Here is a 20,475-nt window from a genome sequence, read left to right on the forward strand (position 1 = left end):
TATATTATAAAAGTCATCATAATTATAATACGACTTTGATCTATGTATTTTTTAAATAAATAATGAGAATCAGGCTAGAATATTGGATTAATTAGGCCACTCAAACTAAGCTGTGTTCATAGCAATGGAGCGGTCTAAATCTAAACAGTATCCTATACATTGGATTTAGTACTTCGACTGATGAAATCCTAAAATTAATACAGGAAAATATCATGACAACTTACCAAACAGCGATTGATGCAATTCGTGAATTAAAAGCGAAATTTGGAAATACTTGGGCGGACATCAGTCCTGAAGATGCAGCACGTATGCAATTACAAAACCGTTTCAAAACTGGTTTAGACATTGCAAAATACACTGCAGCAATTATGCGTCGTGATATGGCTGAATATGATGCTGATTCAAGCAAATACACTCAGTCTTTAGGCTGCTGGCACGGTTTTATTGCACAACAAAAAATGATTGCCAACAAAAAATATTTTGGCACTACAAATAAACGTTATATCTACCTTTCTGGTTGGATGGTTGCTGCACTTCGTTCAGAGTTCGGTCCACTTCCTGACCAATCTATGCATGAGAAAACTTCTGTTCCTGCATTGATCGAAGAAATCTATACTTTCTTACGTCAAGCTGACGCTAAAGAATTAAACGATTTGTTCCGTGCACTTAAAAAAGCACAAGATGCTGGTGATACTGCTAAAGCAGCTGAAATCACTGCACAAATCGATAACTTTGAAACTCACGTTGTGCCAATCATTGCGGACATCGATGCTGGTTTCGGTAACGAAGAAGCAACTTACTTACTTGCTAAGAAAATGATCGAAGCGGGTGCTTGTGCACTACAAATCGAAAACCAAGTTTCTGATGCTAAACAATGTGGTCACCAAGCTGGTAAAGTTACTGTTCCACATGAAGACTTCATCGCTAAAATCCATGCATTACGTTATGCATTCCTTGAAATGGGTCTAGATGACGGTGTGATCGTTGCACGTACTGACTCTGAAGGCGCTGACTTGACTCAAAAAATCCCAGTGGTTAAAGAGCCAGGTGACATTGCTTCTCAGTACATTAGCTACTTAGAAACTTCTGAAGTTGATATCGCTGATGCAGAAGAAGACGAAATCTTAATTAAACGTGATGGTAAATTACACCGTCCTAAGCGTTTAGCTTCTGGTCTATATCAATTCCGTGAAAACACGCAAATTGACCGTGTAGTACTTGACTGCGTAACTAGCTTACAAAACGGTGCTGATTTACTTTGGATCGAAACTGCAACTCCAAACGTAGATGAAATCGCTCACATGGTTAACCGTGTTAAAGAAGTTGTTCCAAATGCGAAGCTTGTTTATAACAACAGCCCATCATTTAACTGGACATTGAACTTCCGTCAACAAGCTTATGACCGTTGGGTTGCTGAAGGTAAAGACGTTTCTGCATATGACCGTGCTAAATTAATGAGCGCTGAGTATGACAGCACTGAATTAGCTGCTGATGCTGACGAAAAAGTTCGTACATTCCAAGCTGATGCTTCTCGTGAAGCTGGTGTGTTCCATCACTTGATCACACTTCCGACTTACCACACTGCAGCGCTTTCTACTCATGAGCTTGCACAAGGTTACTTCGGTTCAGAAGGTATGTTGGCTTATGTTGCTGGCGTACAACGTAAAGAAATCCGTGGTGGTATCGCTTGTGTTAAACACCAAGCAATGGCGGGTTCTGACATCGGTGATGATCACAAAGAAATCTTCTCTGGTGACAACGCGTTGAAAGCACATGATGATGCTAAAAACACAATGAACCAATTCTCTGCTTAAGTAGCGATTGGTAATCAAAAAACCCTGTAGTTATCAACTACAGGGTTTTTTTATATCTGATGTTTAAATAAAAACGAGGTGCCAATAGGCACCTCGTAATTTTAAAAAACAAATACTGTTAAAAAGAAAGATTAGTGGCTTTGTTTTTGTAGTTCATAGTTTTTAGCTAAGTTACCTTGGATAATATTGCCATCTTGATCGAGTGCAATGATGTGATTTTCGCTAACGAAGTATTGGCTTTTCTCTGCTGCTTCATCGAGTACTGCAATGTTGCCTGTTTTATCAAAGCTAAACTTACCCTTAGTGATGATCGCTTTGGCATCACCTTTTCCGAGGTAGGTTTGAGATAACTCATATGTTTTATCTGCATTTAAAGTAAGCTTGGTTTCTATACCTTCACAGCTTGCACATGGCAATATACCTTTATAGCTACCATTCCAATCAAGGCTGGCTTGTGCATTGCCTTCAACAGACGGTTTAATGGCTTCTACTGCACTAGCAGCCGTTTCGGTGACTTGGCTAGCTACTGTTTCAACAACTTGACTTGCAGTAACTTCAGCTGTTTGTGATGTACTCGTGCTGTCAGTTGTATTTTGATTTGTTTTTGAACATGCTGCTAAGGCAAGTGTACTCAGTGATAGAACAAGTAATGTTTTTTTCATGATTTTTCCTATATAAAATAAAAGTCTACGTTTGCATACTAAACAATATTATCAATAATTTTGCAAAAAAAATTCAACCTAAGTTTTAAACTAGGTTGAAGTTGGTTTGTTAATAACTTGCTGAATATTAAATATTTATTTTATTTTTTTAACTGTTTGAGTATTCGTTTACTTTTGTTGCAAAATTATTGCATAAGGAAATTTCTATAAAAATACAGCGTTGAAAAGAGAATCCATTTCAACGCTGAATAGTTTAGTCTTGTGGACTAGCTGTTTTTTTTAGACTTTGAGTTAGTCCATTGATGTCACCACCTTGGATACCTAACTCATTCATCAGGCTATCAATTAATGGTGCTTGTGAACGATAGCGTAAGGCACTATTTACGACTTGGTCTGATAGAGCAACTTGTCCTGATTCATCAGTACTCGAAGCTGTAGAGCCACCTACACCACCTAAGCCGTTGACTTGGAGTATCTTAATATCATCAATATTTTCCATCGGCTTAACGCTTTCACGGATGATCTCAGGCAAGTATTTAATTAATGCTAAACGTACTTGCATTTCTACTTGTTCTGTAGACAAAATATTGTTGGCTTCGTTGACAGCACGAGTACCTTCAGCATCAACTTGATATTGTTTTTCTTGTGCAAGGGCCAATAAGATTTTTGCATCAGATTCACCTTTGGCTTTGAGGCGCTGTTTTTCAGCATCAGCTTCAGCACTAATGCGGATTGCCTCAGCTTCGTCGACTGCTGCTTTTTTACCTGCTTCTGCCGCAACTGTAATCGAAATTGCATCTTTTTCAGCTTCTTGCTTTGCGGCAACCAAATCTACAGCTTTGGCACGCTCTGCACGCTGTGTTTCACGTACAGTAAGTACTTCTTCCTCTGCTTTAACTGCTTGAGCACGTGCTAAATCAGCCTGAGCTTTGGCTTCTGACTCTGCACGAGATTTTTCAGCAATTGCAATTGCACGGTCTTGTTCAGCAAGCTCGATGGTTTTCTTTTGTTCAACTTGGGCTTTTTGAATTTGCTGAGCTTTAATAATGTTTTCATTTTCAACATCACGCGCAGAAGCAATACGTTTTAATTCGACTTCACGATTTGCAGCGATTTGAGCTTCTTCGGCTTCACGTTTTTTTGCAGCTTCTTGAGTTGAAATTTCTGCAAGTTGTTCTGCACGGCGAATTGAGATTTCACGCTCTTGTTGAAGTTTTGCGTACTCTTCTTCACGTAAAATCTGTAAACGTGCTTGTTCTGTTTCTAGATTTTTAGCTTTTATTGCGAGATCCGCATCTTGCTCAATATCGTTACGCTTTTTACGACGATCTTCAATCGTTTCAGTTAACTTCGTTAAACCTTCTGCATCGAAGGCATTTTGTGGGTTGAAATACTCAAAACCAGTTTGATCTAGACCGGTCAACGATACTGTTTCAAGTTCGAGACCATTTTTAAATAGATCTTCAGAAACGACTTGTTGCACCTTTTGAACAAAATCTACACGCTTCTCATGAAGTTCTTCCATCGCCATTTCAGCAGCAACGGCACGTAAAGAGTCGACAAATTTACCTTCGACCAAATCTTTAAGTTCCTGCGGTGACATGGTTTTTTTACCGAGCGTTTGTGCTGCAGTGGCGATAGATTCGGCTGTCGGTTTTACACGCACATAAAATTCGGCCATTACATCAACACGCATACGATCACGCGTAATGAGTGCTTGATCAGCAGCACGTTTTACTTCAAGACGTAGGGTATTCATGTTTACAGGAATAACTTCATGTAAGACAGGCAGTACGATTGCACCACCATCTAGTATGACTTTTTCACCACTTAAACCAGTTCGTACGAAAGAAACTTCTTTACTTGATCTCTTATAAAGGCGTGCAACAATGATCCCTATAACAACGAGTGCCGCTAAGATAATCCCTGCAATTGTGATAATTTGATAAAAAGTTGAATTAAACATTTATTGTCTCTTTTAAATAAATTCTGATGTAGCTTTAAAACCCAGTGTAGTGCGTTGTGTTAAGACAACGTGTTGTCCTTGAACATAAATAGTATCTGTTTCAGGTTCGACTAAAACGTAGTGGGTTAAACCAAATTGATCCTTCACTTTGGCTTGTGCTGGAGAATTAGGCTTAGCTTCACCTAGTATAATTATCCCTGTTCTGCCAATAAGTTCATCACTATAGATCGCTGTGCTTTGGTCTTGAGGTAAAATTTTGGCAATTATGAGAGCACTAAAGCGTACTAGAGGCATACACAATAGCAAACTTGCAGGTGCAGCAATCCAGATAGATAAATAGTGTCCAGACACTGTATAAATTAAGGACTGGCCGATGAAGCCAAATAGGGCATATACCGTGAGGAAAATGACGAACCAAATCAGCAAAGGTACTTTGCCGAGATATAGCCATTCTAAAAGACTTACAAATGCTGAATTATTTTCTACAGTTTGTAATTCAACATGTTGGCCAGTAATTTGATCAGGAAGAAATTGTTCTAATAAACCTTGGCTACTTGAGCCAACTAATAAAAGAATGGCCTCAGTAATACCTAAAAACAGCATTAAACATAAACTGATGCTAAAAACTAAATTGGCAGGCTCTATAAATAATTGCCATAACATAAGATATAAATTACCCGTAATATCTGTAAAATAAGTTAATTATTTGAAATAGTATTAGATAAATAAATGAGTTAGATTTATTTAAAATTTAATTAGCACATATTATAAGCTACAGCAGCGGCTTGCAAGAAAAAAAGAAATTATGAATTTTAGATAAAAAAATACGCAATGATTGGGGTGATCATTGCGTAGAACAACGAATCTGCTTTCACAGCTTCGGTTAAGTTGGAGGATATGGAATCAACTGAGTCCATGCCATGTAGAGATAATAGATAAATTCACCTGCAGACTCATTGGTATTCGCGTAATTAAGTGTAATATCACGTTAATTTATATGAGGTTTTCGCAAGTAGGTATCCTCTCTACATGTAGGCTATATTTATATTATGAATTGATATTCAACAATATAAATCGACTTAGAAGCGAAAAACCCCTAAACCTGCTTTCACTTCATCTAAAGTTTGTTGTGTAATATCTCGACACTTGTCTGTACCAGTGCGCAAGATGTCCAAGATGTAATCAGGATCTTTTGCAAGCTCCATGCGACGCTCACGGATAGGTCCAATGAGTTCTTTTAATACGCCTTCAAGACGCTTTTTGACAGTACCATCGCCTAAACCGCCACGACGATAATGCGCTTTCAACTCTTCAACTTCTTCTTTATTTGGATCAAAGGCATCGAGATAAGTAAAGACAATATTACCCTCAACTTGACCTGGATCTTCAATACGCAAATGATTTGGATCGGTATACATCGCATTGACAGCTTTTTTAATATCTTTATCCGTGGCATCCAAGACGATGGTATTGCCTAATGATTTAGACATCTTCGCTTTACCATCAAAACCAGGCAAACGGCTCATGTTTGATAGTAATGCTTTGCATTCTGGAAGTAGGTCGTGTCCAATCTGGCGATTAATACGACGCACAACTTCATTGGTTTGCTCAATCATTGGAATTTGGTCTTCACCAACAGGAACCACAGTGGCTTTAAATGCTGTGATATCTGCTGCTTGAGCGATTGGGTAACATAAAAATCCAGCTGGAATATCACGTTCAAAACCACGTAATTGAATTTCAGCTTTAATGGTTGGGTTGCGCTCAAGACGTGCCACGCTGACAAAATTCAGATATAGCATGGTGAGTTCATTAAGTGCTGGTAAGCTAGATTGAACACAAATTGTTGTTTTAGTTGGATCAATACCAACAGCTAAATAATCAGTTGCAACTTCGATAATATTGCGGCGAACTTTTTCAAAATTATCAGCATTATCAGTGAACGCCTGAGCATCAGCTAATAGTAAGTGTTGGTGATGAGAGTCTTGTAGACCAACGCGTGAACGTAGTGAACCAACAAAATGGCCTAAATGTAATTGTCCTGTTGGACGATCTCCAGTCAAAATAATAGGACGCGAATCTAGATTACTCATTAACTATTCCAATCTTTCTGTAAATGCACATTGCTCAATGATTGTGCTTTGATGAATAGCGTACATTGTACGGGAATATTTTTTTTTATGTCAGTAAGAAAAAAACAAATCGTAGATAAACTCAAGTAAAAAATAGTGTGAATTGCTTAACTTTGTGCTCACCAGTATTTTTTAATCCTTGATTAGAGACCCAAATCAGTAAATTGATTCATAAATCATAGATATGAGCGTTAATTTTTATAAGCATAAAGTTAAAAAATAGTGAAAAATAATACTTTTGTTTTTTTTGCTGGTTCTATCAATATACAATATCGTGTCCATCAATTGCTGGTGGCAACCAAATTTGAAATAAAAACTAATGGTTAGGAGTCGCATGGGTAATTATTTTCTACTACAGTTTTTTACGGTAATTTTTGCGTTATCTATTGTGACGACCATATTTAATAAACGAATTTTAGGTTTTCCACAGGCAATAGGCGTACCAATTGTTTCTGCAATTTTGGTCTTTATATTGCAGTGGGGGGCGAGTTTATTAAGTGGCAATCAGTTTATCACTATTAATATTCATAGTATTGAGGACGCAGTTCGTAAAATCGATTTTTATGACTTTCTTGTGAACGGTGTAATTTGTTTTATTTTAACCTCATCCGCACTTAAGTTTAAAGTTTCTGATTTAAGAACCTTTTGGAAGCCGATTGGTATTTTGGCAACCATAGCTTTGGTATTGTGTGCTGTTTTTTACGGTGGACTGTTATATGGTTTCCAGTATCTGATTGGTGAGCCTGTCCCGATTTTAATCTTATTCCTATTGGGATCTGCATTAGTTGCGACTGACCCGATTGGGGTTAAAGGTGTATTAAGCTCTGTACGCGCTCCGCATCATTTAATGATTAAGCTTGAAGGTGAGTCATTATTTAATGATGCCATGTGTATTGCGATCTTTATGACACTGTTAAATGTCTTAGAGGGGGAGCATTTTAGCTTACTGGCCACCTTACAGACTTTGCTCTATGAGATTGTTGTTGCTGTTGTGATTGGTTGGGCTTTTGGATTAGGGATATTGCGTTTACTTAAAGGTAAACATGAGATGGAGTCTCTGATTTTAACCACAGCACTACTGGCTTGTGGTTCTTATTTGGTGGCTCTTTTTGCCCATGCTTCCGCACCTATTGCCTGTGTGATTGGTGGTCTAATCGTTGGTAATAAATGGGGAGAGATTTTAGCTGAGCGTGAAGTACGTGAGGTGAACCATTTTTGGCATACTGTAGAAGGTATTATCAACTCTTTTCTTTTTACTTTGATTGGCCTAGAAATTTTTATCTTGGATTTAAGTTCTAGTCTAATCTTTGGCGGTATTGTCGCCTTTGTTTTATTGCACTTATCGCGTTTTGCAGCAAACTTTTTATCCTTTGCATTTTTTCCAAGTTTCCGACAAAAGAGCTACAACGGTAGTTTGGTGATCTTATCTTGGGGTGGAGTGCGTGGTGGGATCTCGTTGGCATTAATCCTCGCTGTTGCAAACATTCCTGAATTACGTCAGTACAGCAGTATTTTAATTGGATATACATTTATCAGTGTATTACTGTCAGGTGTTGTTTGTGGTTTAGGTTTACCTGCTGTGATGAATGCATTTTATTATAACCCGAATGAAGAGAAACGAGGTTTTAAGGGCTGGTATCAGCGCATGTGTAATAAGCTCAATCGTAAGGAGTATAAATACATCGTGGGTGAAGATAAATATGGTAATGAAACCATTACCATCTATAAGCCAGAAAGCTTTGTTGACGAAAAAACAGAAGATGGTGTTGCAACATTACATCGCCCTGATAAAGCCGAAGAGTTAAAACGCTTAGAGCAGCCGGGTAATTTCTAAGGATAACTTGGCAATGAATGGACAGGGGATGAATAAGCAAAGTGCAGAGCTCGCACAATTAATTGTTGCAGTCGTACAATTGATTCCCTACGGTAAAGTGGCAAGTTATGGGCAAGTTGCTCGACTTGCTGGTTTACCCAGACATGCGAGGCTTGTTGGCAGAGTTTTGTCTCAACTCGATGCAACGAGTGAATTACCTTGGCATCGGGTATTGAATAGTCAGGGTGTGATTCGTATAGAAAAATATAATGCTGCAGGCGAAAATCTTCAGAGTTTAAAACTTATGCAAGAAGGGGTGATCGTTCTGAATGGAAAGGTCAATCTAAAAGTATTTCAATGGCAGCCTTAAGCGCTTTTGAATAATATTAAGCCTCGCTATTGCGAGGCTTAATATATTTAGAATATAGATTTTATTCTAAAAGTAATCATAGACTAGCTTTTTACTACCAGCACTGGAATATTTAATTCAGTAATCAAGCTTTGGGCAACACTTCCTAAGAAGAGTTTCTTAATTCCCGTGCGACCATGTGAGCTTAATACTACAAGGTCGATTTTATGGTCTGCAACTGCTTGAGCAATCGTTTGATGAATATTTTCACCTTCAAGCAATAGCGTTTCTACATCAATACCCTCAGCCGCAAATGCTTGTTGAGCTTTTTCAATATTTTCCTTAATAAAATTGCGTGCACGCTCAATCAATTGATTTGATTGACCATAAGCGAAATATTCTGAAGCAATATACGGGTCCAGTGTCATTACCTGAACGACAGTAACTTTACTGTTAAATTTTTTAGCTAATTCAGCAGCGTGTTTTACCACTGTCATAGCAGTTTCTGAGCCGTCCACAGGTACTAGAATATTTTGATAAGTCATGAAGATCTCTCCTTATTGTTGTCGCAAGTCATAAAAAATCAAACTGTTAGTATATTGTTGATGATGTTAAAACCATGTCATCTGTCTAGATCATAACTGGTATTTATATAATATAAAACCTATTAAATTCCTAAGGATAATATATTGTTAGACGCTGCTAGGTAATTGATAAACTTAGTATGTCTCTATAAAAATATACTACTAGATAAAACTAAATATAAATGTGATCCAAGTTGCGAAAATAAAAAAGCCAGCTAAGAAGAGCTGGCTTTTTTAGGAAAATACGGGAACCGATTAAATATATTCTACAGAAACTACTTCGTACTCAACCTCTCCTTGAGGCGTTACGATTTTGGCATCATCACCTTCGTATTTACCTAATAAACCCCGTGCAATGGGAGAGTTAACAGATATTTTATTGATTTTAAAATCAGCCTCATCATCACCGACGATTTTATAGGTTTTTCTTTCTTCGGTGTCAAGGTTTTCAATCGTTACCGTTACACCAAATACGATACGGCCATTGTGCTCAAGTTCATTGATATCAATAACTTGTGCAGCCCCTAACTTGCCTTCAATATCTTGAATGCGTCCTTCACAAAAGCCTTGCTGTTCACGAGCGGCATGGTACTCAGCATTTTCTTTGAGATCCCCATGTTCACGTGCTTCTGCAATAGCAGCTGTAATGCGTGGACGATCAACTGATTTTAATTGGTGTAACTCTTTCTCTAGGGCTTCTTTGCCTTCGGGAGTCATAGGATAACGTTGCATTGTTGTCCCTCTGCTAGTAAGAAAAATTGATAACTCAAAAATAAAAAATCCCGCCACCGATCAAGTAGCGGGATTGATCGGTAGAGAATTAACCTACAACTTGTAAATCTTGCAAACGATAAACATCCATCGGCAATTGAATCGCAAGTGCTTGGCAAACTGCTTCTGCACCGTTGAGGGTAGTGGTGTAATACACTTTACCTTGTAGTGCTGAACGGCGGATGTAACACGAATCCTGCTGTGCTTGTTTACCTTCAGTAGTGTTGATAATGAGGTGAATTTCGCCATTTTTCAAGCGGTCCACAATATTTGGACGACCTTCAGTAACTTTGTTTACACGCTCACAAGCAATACCAGCAGCTTGGATGACATCATAAGTACCGCCAGTAGCGATAACTTTAAAGCCAAGGTCAACCAATTGTGATGCTACACCAACTACACGTTGTTTGTCAGAATCACGGACAGAGATAAAGGCATGTTTAATTTCGCCTTCTGTCGGTTTACCTGGTAAGCGATCATTTGAACCGAGTACAGCTTTATAGAAAGCCTCACCGAATGATTTGCCTACACCCATAACCTCACCGGTAGATTTCATTTCAGGTCCAAGGATAGGGTCTACACCAGGGAACTTATTGAAAGGGAATACCGCTTCTTTTACTGAGTAATGTGCTGGAATGATTTCTTTAGTAAAGCCTTGAGAAGCTAAAGATTGGCCTGCCATACAACGTGCAGCAACTTTTGCTAAAGATTCACCAATACACTTAGAAACAAATGGCACAGTACGTGAAGCACGTGGGTTAACTTCGAGGATATAAACATCTTCGCCTTTAACCGCAAACTGTACGTTCATTAGTCCCACAACACCAAGTTCTTTTGCCATCGCTACAGTTTGGCGACGCATTTCATTTTGGATGTCATCAGACAATGAATACGGTGGAATTGAACATGCAGAGTCACCTGAGTGAATACCTGCTTGTTCGATGTGTTGCATGATACCGCCAATAACAACATCTTTACCATCAGAAACACAGTCTACGTCAACTTCGATTGCATCATCTAAGAAACGGTCAAGAAGAACAGGTGCTTCGTTTGATGCTTGTACTGCATCACGTAAGTAGCGCTTAAGCTCTTCGTCGTTGTAGACGATTTCCATTGCGCGGCCACCAAGTACATAAGATGGACGAACTACCAATGGGAAGCCAACTTTCTCTGCTTCACGAATACCTTCGTCTGCGGACTTAACAATACTGTTGTTTGGCTGACGTAGATTGAGACGTTGAATCATTTGTTGGAAACGTTCACGGTCTTCTGCACGGTCAATTGCATCAGGAGAAGTACCAATGATTGGCGCACCAGCTTCTTCAAGCGCACGAGCCAATTTTAATGGTGTTTGACCACCATATTGTACAATGATGCCTTTCGGTTTTTCATTACGTACAATTTCAAGTACATCTTCAAGTGTAATTGGTTCGAAATACAAACGATCTGAAGTGTCATAATCTGTTGAAACAGTTTCAGGGTTACAGTTCACCATGATTGTTTCATAACCGTCTTCACGCATTGCAAGTGCAGCGTGTACACAGCAATAGTCAAATTCAATACCTTGACCAATACGGTTTGGACCACCACCGATGACCATGATCTTGTCTTTGTTTGACGGATTAGATTCGCACTCTTCGTCGTAAGTCGAATACATATAAGCAGTATCTGACTCGAACTCAGCCGCACAAGTATCTACGCGTTTATAAACTGGATAAACACCAAGATTCCAGCGATGCTTACGGAATTGCTTCTGTGAAATACCCATTAAGTCACTGATACGAAGATCAGATAAACCTTTACGTTTAAATCCACGGATATTTTCAGCAGTAAGATCACCAAAACCTAAAGTTTTGATTTGCTCTTCAGTCTTGATAATGTCTTGAATTTGAATCAAGAACCAACGGTCAATTTTAGTTGCTTCAAAAACTTCATCCAAGCTCATACCGTGACGGAATGCATCCGCAACGTACCAAATACGCTCAGGACCTGGAACTTTAAGTTCAACCAAGATTTTTTCTTTGGCTTTGCTTTCATTCGCTTCAAGTTTTTCGTCAAAACCACATACGCCAACTTCAAGACCACGAAGCGCTTTTTGTACAGACTCTTGGAAGTTACGACCAATGGCCATGACTTCACCTACAGATTTCATCTGAGTCGTCAGTACAGTTTCAGCTTGTGGGAATTTTTCAAAGTTGAAACGTGGAATCTTAGTTACAACATAGTCAATTGATGGCTCAAAAGACGCTGGAGTTACACCACCTGTGATGTCATTTTTCAACTCATCAAGGGTATAACCTACAGCAAGTTTTGCTGCAACTTTAGCAATCGGGAAACCTGTTGCTTTAGAAGCCAATGCAGATGAACGAGATACACGTGGGTTCATCTCAATCACCACCATACGGCCAGTATCAGGACAGATACCGAACTGTACATTTGAACCGCCTGTTTCGACACCGATTTCGCGAAGTACAGCTAAAGATGCATTACGCATCAATTGGTATTCTTTGTCTGTCAGTGTTTGAGCAGGCGCAACAGTGATTGAGTCGCCAGTGTGAACGCCCATAGGGTCAAAGTTTTCGATTGAACATACAATGATACAGTTGTCTTTTTTGTCACGGACAACTTCCATTTCATATTCTTTCCAACCAATCAATGATTCATCGATGAGTAGTTGGTGTGTCGGTGATAAGTCAAAACCACGTTCACAGATTTCAAGGAATTCTTCGCGGTTATATGCGATACCGCCACCTGAACCACCCATTGTAAATGATGGGCGGATGATCACAGGGAAGCCAAAACCAGCTTGGATTTTTAATGCTTCTTCCATGGTTTCAGCAACAGCAGCGCGAGGGCATTCAAGACCAATTTTGCGCATTGCTTCATCAAAAAGCTTGCGGTCTTCTGCTTTATTAATTGCTTCTTTAGATGCACCAATGAGCTCTACATTGTATTTTTCTAAAATACCATGCTCATCCAATGCTAAAGCACAGTTCAATGCAGTCTGGCCACCCATAGTTGGGAGGATCGCATCTGGACGTTCTTTTTCAATGATTTGAGCAACAGTTTGCCAAGTAATTGGCTCAATATAAGTTGCATCAGCCATTGTCGGGTCAGTCATGATGGTGGCTGGGTTAGAGTTCACCAAAATAACGCGAAAACCTTCTTCACGTAAGGCTTTACATGCTTGTGCACCTGAGTAGTCAAACTCACATGCTTGTCCAATCACAATAGGGCCAGCACCAATAATAAGGATGCTTTTAATATCCGTACGTTTAGGCATTATTTGGCTCCTTTATTGTGTTGAGAGGCTTCGATAAGCTCAATGAAATGATCAAATAATGGGGCACAGTCATGAGGACCTGGGCTCGCTTCAGGGTGACCTTGGAAACTAAATGCTGCTTTGTCCGTACGATGGATACCTTGTAGCGTATTATCAAACAACGATTTGTGCGTTGCTTTTAAGTTGCTTGGTAGGCTCTCGGCATCAACTGCGAAACCATGGTTTTGCGATGTAATCATCACAGTACCTGCTTCGAGATCTTGTACAGGATGGTTTGCACCGTGGTGACCATGATTCATCTTGATTGTTTTAGCACCAGAAGCTAATGCTAAAATTTGATGACCAAGACAGATACCAAATACAGGAATATCTGTGGTGTCAACGATCGTTTTCACTGCTTCAATAGCATAGTCACAAGCGGCTGGATCGCCAGGACCATTTGAAAGGAAAATGCCGTCTGGATTAAGTTCTAATACTTTAGCCGCAGGGGTTTCTGCAGGGACAACTGTGAGTTTACATCCGCGATCCGCGAGCATACGAAGGATGTTGGTTTTGACACCGTAATCATATGCTACAACATGAAATTTTAATTCAGGTTGAGTAAAACCTTGCCCTAATACCCATGAACCCTCAGTCCATTCAAAACCCTGAGGATCACAGCATACTTTAGCAAGGTCTAGGCCATTTAGGCCACCAAAAGCACGTGCTTTTTCTAACGCTTCTTGTTCAGTGATGTTATCACCTGCAAGTATACATGCATTTTGAGCACCCTTATCGCGAAGAATGCGGGTCAATTTACGTGTATCGATGTCAGCGATTGCGACAACTTGATGTTGAGTGAGGTAATCCGAAAGAGATTGAGTTGAACGGAAGTTGCTATGCAACAGAGGTAGATCACGAATGATTAAGCCATTCGCCCAAACCTTGTGAATACGACCCGATTCAACATCTTCTTCGTTGCAACCCGTGTTGCCGATATGTGGATAGGTTAACGTGACAAGCTGTTGTGCATAACTTGGATCAGTCAAAATTTCTTGATAGCCAGTCATGGCTGTATTAAAAACGACTTCACCAGTCGTACTACCCGAAACACCGATGGATGTACCTTTAAAGATTGTTCCATCTGCGAGGGCTAAAATGGCGGGGGTGCTCAAACCAAAGCTCCTGAACTAAAACCACAAATTTAGGCTGTAAAAAAGCGAGTAGACGAAAAAAAAGGAAGGTTATGTTTTAAACCTACCCTCCCTATGTCTGCTCGCTTGAACTTAACAGCGCATTATACGCACTAAAGTATGCAAAGTCCATGTTGATTTAAGTAATAGTTCAAATAAATTGATTGTTGTCTACATTGAGGCTAAATGTCGAAGGATGTGAAAATATTTCGGATCAAATAATGCAAAGCTATGTTGTTGTAGAAGGATTTGTAAAGTAAGTCGTGTCAATAGATTTGTAGTGTGATCCTGTTGACCTGTAGTCAAAGTGTAAAACTGTATTTATTTATGATTAGAATCCTTTTCTTTAACTTCAAATCAGTTAGTCTGAACGTTCATTTTTATTATAACTAGAGGTGGGAAAATGGTTGAACAAGAAAAAAAAGTGGTAACTACCCGTTCTTCAAAAAATGATAGGTTGGAAAAACAACCAGATATTGTGGTTGAGCGTGTAGAGCAGGTGATCACTTCTGCTGTAGAGAAAAACACTGTAACTGAATCTCAGGTTGCAACAGGTATGACCGCTCAATTTCGTACGATTAAGCAAGAACTACTGCACAGTATCAGTTCAATTAAGTCTCAATTGTTAAACTCTCAGAAAAGTTTGCATGAACTTGGTAATTTTGCGAAAGCTGAAGTGAGTGGTTTGTTTGAGGAATTGACTAAATTGCTTAATGAGCTAAAGGTTGATGTTTCACAAATCTCGACCAAACATAAAGAACATTTAAGTGAGGCGTTAAAACGCTCTAAAGAAAGTGGTATAGAAGCGTGGAATAAAGCGAAGCAATAGCATGTTTGACTCGCCTCAATTTATTAATACTAAAGTGCTGTAGAACTAGAAAAATTAAAGCCACCGCATATGGGTGGCTTTACTTATTACTCAACAGTGACATCAGTTTTAAAAGCGATGTAACCAATCATGTTTATTGTGAAAGTCTGCCTCAGAAGCACTATGTTGCATTGCAAAATAGTGTTGACCTTGAGCTGTAGATATCACCGCGCTTAAACCAAGATACAGATCATTCCAGCGAATATTTTCAGCATCCAACCAAACACTCAGATCTATTTTTGCACTTAGACCATAGTGTGTTTTGCTCAGGCTCACTAAATCAATATCGTGAGCTACAGGAGGAGGAGACTGTTCTGGATAACGGTATTCCTCAAACTGATAAGCTTGCCAAGCTTGTGAGCCAGACAAATTGATCTCTCTATAATCATCTCGACCTTGAACACCAAGAAAGACCTCAAAACAGGTATCTTTCCAAAGGAAGTCTTGACGAGGATGAGCTGTAACAAGTGTTGGCCAACATACTTGTTGTTCAGGATCGTTTAACCAGAAACCTAGATTAAGTATGTTGTTTGCTTGCTGCTCAAGTGCAGAAACAATGCTGACAGCACGAAATTTGCGATCAAAAGCAACCAATTCATAGCTGGCCATAATATAAGTACCAGCTGGGTTTATTTAGTGAGATGTGCGTGACGAACTAAATTAGAAAGTTTCGCATTTTGTGATTTAGCTTTTTTATAGAGAAGCGCAATTTTACCAATAGTTTGCACAACTTCAGCTTCAGTCACTTGACTGATTTCAGCAATAGCGGCTTGACGTGCTTCACGATCTTCACCAGCAATTTTGATTTTGATTAATTCGTGATCGTTTAAAGCGCGATTGGTTTCTTCAATAACAGCTTCAGTTAAACCTTGACCACCAATCATAACTACTGGGTTTAGTGCGTGTCCGATTTGGCGTAAGCGTTTACGTTCGTGTATAGATAAAGCTGCCATAAAAAATAACCTGAAAAGAAAAACGGCCCATTATAACAAAGCAAAACTTTAAACGCTGCTATATTGCTATAAAAAAACTAAATAAGTTAAAGCAAGTCATATTCGATCAGGCATGAAGGACAAATGCAGAACAATGCTGCATTGCACTATATTTTCACGTACAATCAGAAAAGAGTACATTTAGTAAATATAGAGAGTTATGGCTACGCGCATTACCAATCAAAAGTTGTCAAAAAGTAGTCGTGCGTGGATGCGTGAGCATTTAGATGACCCTTTTGTGAAAAAAGCACAGAAGGAAGGCTATCGTGCTCGAGCAGCGTACAAGTTACTTGAAATACAGGAAAAATATAAGCTCATTAAGCCAGGTATGACGGTGGTGGACCTTGGTGCAGCGCCTGGAAGCTGGTCACAAATCGCCGGAAAGTTGGTTGGTGACAAGGGTTTAGTGATTGCATCTGATATTTTAGAGATGGATGCATTGCCTGATGTTACCTTCTTGCAAGGTGACTTTCGAGAAGAAGCTGTCTTTGAAGAATTGTTAAAAATTTTAAATGGACGCCGAGTAGACGTTGTAATTTCAGATATGGCCCCCAATACATCAGGTAATAAGGCCGTTGACCAACCTAGACAAATTTATTTGTGTGAACTTGCGCTAGATTTTGCCAATAAGGTGTTAGACCCTAAAGGACAATTTGTGGTAAAAGTATTCCAAGGTGTTGGTTTTGACGAATTTAGAAAACAAGTTGTAGATAGTTTTACTGTGTTAAAAACAGCAAAACCTGCAGCTTCTCGGGCTCGCTCTAAAGAGGTGTTCTTAATAGGGCAGGGGCGTAAAAAGTTATCGCAATAAACAACACTTGCCAAAAGACTCAATTACGTGCATTTTGTTGGTTTTTGTGATTTATTGCGAAACGTAATAATTGCTTTTTTGTTAAAGGTCATCCAAATTCGGCATGATCAGAATTAGATTGATATGGGAATAAAGCTTTGAGCGATCTCTTCAAAAATGCCGTGTTGTGGCTCATTATACTCGGTGTGCTGATTTTAATCTTCAGCAACATCAGTGACCGCAATAAACCAGATGAAATGAATTACTCACAATTCGTTGCAGCGGTGAATGCTGGTCAAGTCAAACAAGTGACTATTGATGGTTTGCAAATCAGCGGTGAAAAAACCAATGGGTCAAAGTTTGAGAGTGTTCGCCCTCAGATTGAAGACCCTCAGCTAATGCCGAATTTAACGAAGAATAATGTCGTTGTTGAAGGTACTGCTCCACAGCGTCAGGGTTTATTGATGCAATTGCTTATTGCTAGCTTCCCTGTGCTGTTGATTATTCTATTGTTCATGTTCTTTATGCGTAACATGGGTGGTGGTGCAGGTGGTAAAAATGGCCCGATGAGCTTTGGTAAGTCAAAAGCAAAAATGCTTTCTGAAGATCAAATCAAAGTTACATTTACTGATGTTGCGGGTTGTGATGAAGCAAAACAAGAAGTTGTTGAAATAGTAGACTTTTTAAAAGACCCATCAAAATTTAAGCGTTTAGGTGCAACAATTCCTAAGGGTGTTTTGATGGTTGGTCCTCCTGGTACAGGTAAGACTTTACTTGCTAAAGCAATTGCAGGTGAAGCAAAGGTTCCTTTCTTTAGTATTTCTGGTTCAGACTTTGTAGAAATGTTCGTTGGTGTCGGTGCATCTCGTGTGCGTGACATGTTTGAGCAAGCCAAGCGACATGCGCCATGTATTATCTTCATTGATGAGATCGATGCTGTTGGTCGTCATCGTGGTTCAGGTACAGGTGGTGGTCATGATGAGCGTGAGCAAACATTAAACCAAATGTTAGTTGAGATGGATGGTTTTGAAGGCAATGAAGGTATCATCGTTATTGCTGCTACAAACCGTGCTGATGTTCTAGATAAAGCTTTATTACGTCCAGGACGTTTTGACCGTCAAGTGATGGTTGGTTTGCCTGACATTAAAGGTCGTGAACAGATTTTAAATGTACACTTGAAAAAGTTGCCTTCTGTTACAGGTGTTGATGTACAGGTATTGGCTCGCGGTACACCAGGTTTTTCTGGTGCTCAGTTAGCCAACTTGGTGAATGAAGCTGCATTATTTGCTGCACGTCGCAATAAGAACACTGTTGATATGCATGATTTTGAAGATGCTAAAGACAAGATCTACATGGGGCCAGAGCGTAAGTCTATGGTGATCCGTGAAGAAGAGCGTCGTGCGACGGCTTATCATGAATCTGGACATGCGATTGTCGCTGAATTACTCCCAGGTACGGATCCTGTGCATAAGGTGACGATTATGCCGCGCGGTTGGGCATTGGGTGTAACTTGGCAGTTACCTGAACATGATCAAACGAGTCACTACAAAGATAAGATGTTGAAAGAAATTTCAATTTTATTCGGTGGCCGAATTGCTGAAGAAATTTTTGTTAATCAGCAGTCTACAGGTGCTTCAAATGACTTTGAACGTGCAACAAAAATGGCACGTGCGATGGTAACGAAGTACGGTATGTCAGATAAGATGGGTGTGATGGTCTATGAAGATGATTCACAACAGTCTTTCTTAGGCAGCATTGGTAGCCGCACGATTTCTGAAGCAACTCAACAACAAGTCGATGCGGAAGTACGTCGTATTCTTGATGAGCAATATAAAGTTGCATGGGATCTCTTGGAAAATAATAAAGAGATGGCACATGTAATGGTTAAGGCCTTGATGGAATGGGAAACGATCGATCGTGATCAAATTCGTGACATTATTGAGGGGCGTGAACCTCGCGCACCGAAGGTCTATGTTGCAGAAAATCCAGTTGCAGACTTGGTGAATAACGAAGGTCCATCTACACCTCCGCCATTGCCAGTAAGTTAATTCAAATCGTTAAATAAGAGTCCTCATTGTAGGGCTCTTTTTTTTGCCTGATTGAGAGATTTTTTTGAAATTAATTCAGCAACTCTGATTACGGTCTTGCTAAACTGATGGGTATATTTGTACTTGAAGAGAATTTGTTATGCGGTTAATGCCTTTGCCAGCACATCAATTGCAATGTGGTCGTTTGCAGTTAGATTTATCAGTACCGCATATTATGGGCATATTAAATGTTACACCTGATTCATTTAGCGATGGTGGTAAATATTTAGCACCAGATCATGCAATTCAACATGCATTACAAATGATCGCTGATGGTGCAACGGTTATTGACGTTGGTGGCGAGTCTACTCGGCCGGGTGCGTCAGTGGTTAGTGAAGAAGAAGAAATGCGTCGTGTGATTCCAGTGGTACAGGCTTTGTCGCAATACGATGTGGTTATTTCTATTGATACTTCCACGCCTGCTGTCATGCGTGAAGCTGTGGCTGTAGGAGCGCATATTTGGAATGACGTGAGAGGATTAACGAGACCTCAGGCGCTTGAGACTGCTGTAGCGCTTGATATTCCTGTGATCTTAATGCACATGCGTGGTGAGCCAGACACCATGAACAGTCTCGCACAGTATGATCATGTGACTACTGAGGTGATTCAAGAATTACAACAACGTATTGATCAAGCGCTACGAGCAGGTGTAAAGGCTGAACATATTATCTTAGATCCTGGGTTTGGCTTTGCAAAAAATACAGCACAAAATTTACAGCTGTTAAATGAATTTGATCAATTACATCAATTGGGTTATCCAGTGATGTCTGCATTGTCCCGTAAGCGATTCTTAGGTGAGATTATTGGTGAAACAGCAGCTGATCAGCGTGCTGTAAGCTCTGTCATGGCACACTTAATCTGTGTGCAACAGGGCGCATGCATGCTGCGTGTGCACGATGTTAAAGCCACAGCAGATGCGTTAAAGGTTTGGCAAGCAATGCAGGCCTTAACGTTGCTATAAAAGCCTGGGCTTATGATGTAATGGATTGCGTGAAAGTATAGGGGCATTTCCCTATACTTGATTTAAATCATATAAAAATTAATCAATTGTCAGACAGTTATTTTAATTATGAATTTGAGATTCAGTTGGTTGGTTTTTGAAAATAGACTTGAACAAATAGTAAATTGATATTGTTGTGCCTTCTTTATCGATTCAATCAAATCGGCAGATAAATATAGTGTGGATTAAACA

Annotated in this window: 17 protein-coding genes; 7 read left to right on the forward strand and 10 right to left on the reverse strand. The window is 39.5% G+C overall.

The genetic code is table 11. The features are described 5' to 3' along the window. Positions 1-212 precede the first annotated feature (212 nt). A complete protein-coding gene (locus Aru01_RS07295; RefSeq protein ID WP_016655320.1) occupies positions 213-1,814 on the forward strand; it encodes an isocitrate lyase in 1,602 nt (533 codons plus the stop codon). Positions 1,815-1,945: 131 nt separating this feature from the next. On the opposite strand, the gene Aru01_RS07300 is transcribed toward Aru01_RS07295, so the two are convergent. The 4 genes from Aru01_RS07300 to trpS form a co-directional block, all read right to left on the reverse strand. Then, entirely contained in the window at positions 1,946-2,476 is a 531-nt protein-coding gene (locus Aru01_RS07300) for a copper resistance protein NlpE (protein WP_016655321.1), read from the reverse strand. A 253-nt stretch (positions 2,477-2,729) separates the two neighbouring features. Next, entirely contained in the window at positions 2,730-4,442 is a 1,713-nt protein-coding gene (locus Aru01_RS07305; RefSeq protein ID WP_016655322.1) for a flotillin family protein, read from the reverse strand. Positions 4,443-4,454: 12 nt separating this feature from the next. Beyond that, complete coding sequence (locus Aru01_RS07310; RefSeq protein WP_016655323.1) at positions 4,455-5,105, reverse strand: YqiJ family protein; 651 nt, start codon at positions 5,103-5,105, stop codon at positions 4,455-4,457. Between the two features lie 416 nt (positions 5,106-5,521). Further along, the gene (trpS, locus tag Aru01_RS07315; protein ID WP_016655324.1) at positions 5,522-6,535 is read right to left on the reverse strand and encodes a tryptophan--tRNA ligase; all 1,014 of its coding nucleotides are present in this window, start codon (positions 6,533-6,535) and stop codon (positions 5,522-5,524) included. Positions 6,536-6,908: 373 nt separating this feature from the next. Here trpS and Aru01_RS07320 point away from each other — a divergent pair, with 373 nt between their 5' ends. Both Aru01_RS07320 and Aru01_RS07325 read left to right on the forward strand, forming a co-directional pair. Then, entirely contained in the window at positions 6,909-8,408 is a 1,500-nt protein-coding gene (locus tag Aru01_RS07320; protein ID WP_016655325.1) for a cation:proton antiporter, read from the forward strand. Positions 8,409-8,436: 28 nt separating this feature from the next. Next, the gene (locus Aru01_RS07325; protein ID WP_040331078.1) at positions 8,437-8,757 is read left to right on the forward strand and encodes an MGMT family protein; all 321 of its coding nucleotides are present in this window, start codon (positions 8,437-8,439) and stop codon (positions 8,755-8,757) included. A gap of 83 nt (positions 8,758-8,840) precedes the next feature. On the opposite strand, the gene Aru01_RS07330 is transcribed toward Aru01_RS07325, so the two are convergent. The 4 genes from Aru01_RS07330 to carA form a co-directional block, all read right to left on the reverse strand. Beyond that, complete coding sequence (locus Aru01_RS07330) at positions 8,841-9,281, reverse strand: universal stress protein (protein ID WP_016655327.1); 441 nt, start codon at positions 9,279-9,281, stop codon at positions 8,841-8,843. Positions 9,282-9,575: 294 nt separating this feature from the next. Next, positions 9,576-10,052, reverse strand: coding sequence for a transcription elongation factor GreA (gene greA / locus Aru01_RS07335; protein WP_016655328.1), 477 nt, complete (start codon positions 10,050-10,052; stop codon positions 9,576-9,578). 88 nt (positions 10,053-10,140) lie between these two features. Further along, positions 10,141-13,374 carry a carbamoyl-phosphate synthase large subunit gene (gene carB, locus Aru01_RS07340; protein ID WP_016655329.1) on the reverse strand — a complete coding sequence of 1,078 codons (3,234 nt, stop codon included), beginning with the start codon at positions 13,372-13,374 and terminating at the stop codon, positions 10,141-10,143. Next, positions 13,374-14,528, reverse strand: coding sequence for a glutamine-hydrolyzing carbamoyl-phosphate synthase small subunit (carA, locus tag Aru01_RS07345; protein ID WP_016655330.1), 1,155 nt, complete (start codon positions 14,526-14,528; stop codon positions 13,374-13,376). The genes carB and carA overlap by 1 nt, the downstream gene beginning before the upstream one ends. Positions 14,529-14,949: 421 nt before the next feature. Here carA and Aru01_RS07350 point away from each other — a divergent pair, with 421 nt between their 5' ends. Then, positions 14,950-15,375 carry a hypothetical protein gene (locus Aru01_RS07350; RefSeq protein ID WP_016655331.1) on the forward strand — a complete coding sequence of 142 codons (426 nt, stop codon included), beginning with the start codon at positions 14,950-14,952 and terminating at the stop codon, positions 15,373-15,375. A gap of 108 nt (positions 15,376-15,483) precedes the next feature. Here the strand turns inward: Aru01_RS07350 and Aru01_RS07355 are convergent, their stop codons facing one another. After that, entirely contained in the window at positions 15,484-16,023 is a 540-nt protein-coding gene (locus tag Aru01_RS07355; protein WP_016655332.1) for a DOMON-like domain-containing protein, read from the reverse strand. Between the two features lie 20 nt (positions 16,024-16,043). Next, complete coding sequence (gene yhbY / locus Aru01_RS07360) at positions 16,044-16,367, reverse strand: ribosome assembly RNA-binding protein YhbY (RefSeq protein WP_016655333.1); 324 nt, start codon at positions 16,365-16,367, stop codon at positions 16,044-16,046. Between the two features lie 199 nt (positions 16,368-16,566). Here yhbY and rlmE point away from each other — a divergent pair, with 199 nt between their 5' ends. From rlmE to folP, 3 genes are all read left to right on the forward strand, one after another. Then, positions 16,567-17,217: a 23S rRNA (uridine(2552)-2'-O)-methyltransferase RlmE gene (gene rlmE, locus Aru01_RS07365; RefSeq protein WP_016655334.1), complete on the forward strand. Its 651-nt coding sequence runs from the start codon at positions 16,567-16,569 to the stop codon at positions 17,215-17,217. Between the two features lie 137 nt (positions 17,218-17,354). After that, entirely contained in the window at positions 17,355-19,244 is a 1,890-nt protein-coding gene (gene ftsH / locus Aru01_RS07370) for an ATP-dependent zinc metalloprotease FtsH (protein ID WP_016655335.1), read from the forward strand. Between the two features lie 139 nt (positions 19,245-19,383). Further along, complete coding sequence (folP, locus tag Aru01_RS07375; protein ID WP_016655336.1) at positions 19,384-20,244, forward strand: dihydropteroate synthase; 861 nt, start codon at positions 19,384-19,386, stop codon at positions 20,242-20,244. The last annotated feature ends 231 nt before the right edge of the window (positions 20,245-20,475 follow it).

The sequence above is a fragment of the Acinetobacter rudis genome (assembly GCF_000829675.1).
Taxonomy (GTDB): Bacteria; Pseudomonadota; Gammaproteobacteria; order Pseudomonadales; family Moraxellaceae; genus Acinetobacter; species Acinetobacter rudis.

What these genes read in the sequence shown, in the direction of transcription:
- Aru01_RS07320 (WP_016655325.1), top strand. Translation starts at nt 6,909, where the DNA reads ATGGGTAATTATTTTCTACTACAGTTTTTTACGGTAATTTTTGCGTTA.
- rlmE (WP_016655334.1), top strand. Translation starts at nt 16,567, where the DNA reads ATGGCTACGCGCATTACCAATCAAAAGTTGTCAAAAAGTAGTCGTGCG.
- Aru01_RS07300 (WP_016655321.1), bottom strand. Translation starts at nt 2,476, where the DNA reads ATGAAAAAAACATTACTTGTTCTATCACTGAGTACACTTGCCTTAGCA.
- carB (WP_016655329.1), bottom strand. Translation starts at nt 13,374, where the DNA reads ATGCCTAAACGTACGGATATTAAAAGCATCCTTATTATTGGTGCTGGC.
- trpS (WP_016655324.1), bottom strand. Translation starts at nt 6,535, where the DNA reads ATGAGTAATCTAGATTCGCGTCCTATTATTTTGACTGGAGATCGTCCA.
- yhbY (WP_016655333.1), bottom strand. Translation starts at nt 16,367, where the DNA reads ATGGCAGCTTTATCTATACACGAACGTAAACGCTTACGCCAAATCGGA.
- Aru01_RS07350 (WP_016655331.1), top strand. Translation starts at nt 14,950, where the DNA reads ATGGTTGAACAAGAAAAAAAAGTGGTAACTACCCGTTCTTCAAAAAAT.
- Aru01_RS07295 (WP_016655320.1), top strand. Translation starts at nt 213, where the DNA reads ATGACAACTTACCAAACAGCGATTGATGCAATTCGTGAATTAAAAGCG.
- Aru01_RS07310 (WP_016655323.1), bottom strand. Translation starts at nt 5,105, where the DNA reads ATGTTATGGCAATTATTTATAGAGCCTGCCAATTTAGTTTTTAGCATC.
- greA (WP_016655328.1), bottom strand. Translation starts at nt 10,052, where the DNA reads ATGCAACGTTATCCTATGACTCCCGAAGGCAAAGAAGCCCTAGAGAAA.
- Aru01_RS07355 (WP_016655332.1), bottom strand. Translation starts at nt 16,023, where the DNA reads ATGGCCAGCTATGAATTGGTTGCTTTTGATCGCAAATTTCGTGCTGTC.
- Aru01_RS07330 (WP_016655327.1), bottom strand. Translation starts at nt 9,281, where the DNA reads ATGACTTATCAAAATATTCTAGTACCTGTGGACGGCTCAGAAACTGCT.
- folP (WP_016655336.1), top strand. Translation starts at nt 19,384, where the DNA reads ATGCGGTTAATGCCTTTGCCAGCACATCAATTGCAATGTGGTCGTTTG.
- Aru01_RS07305 (WP_016655322.1), bottom strand. Translation starts at nt 4,442, where the DNA reads ATGTTTAATTCAACTTTTTATCAAATTATCACAATTGCAGGGATTATC.
- Aru01_RS07325 (WP_040331078.1), top strand. Translation starts at nt 8,437, where the DNA reads ATGAATAAGCAAAGTGCAGAGCTCGCACAATTAATTGTTGCAGTCGTA.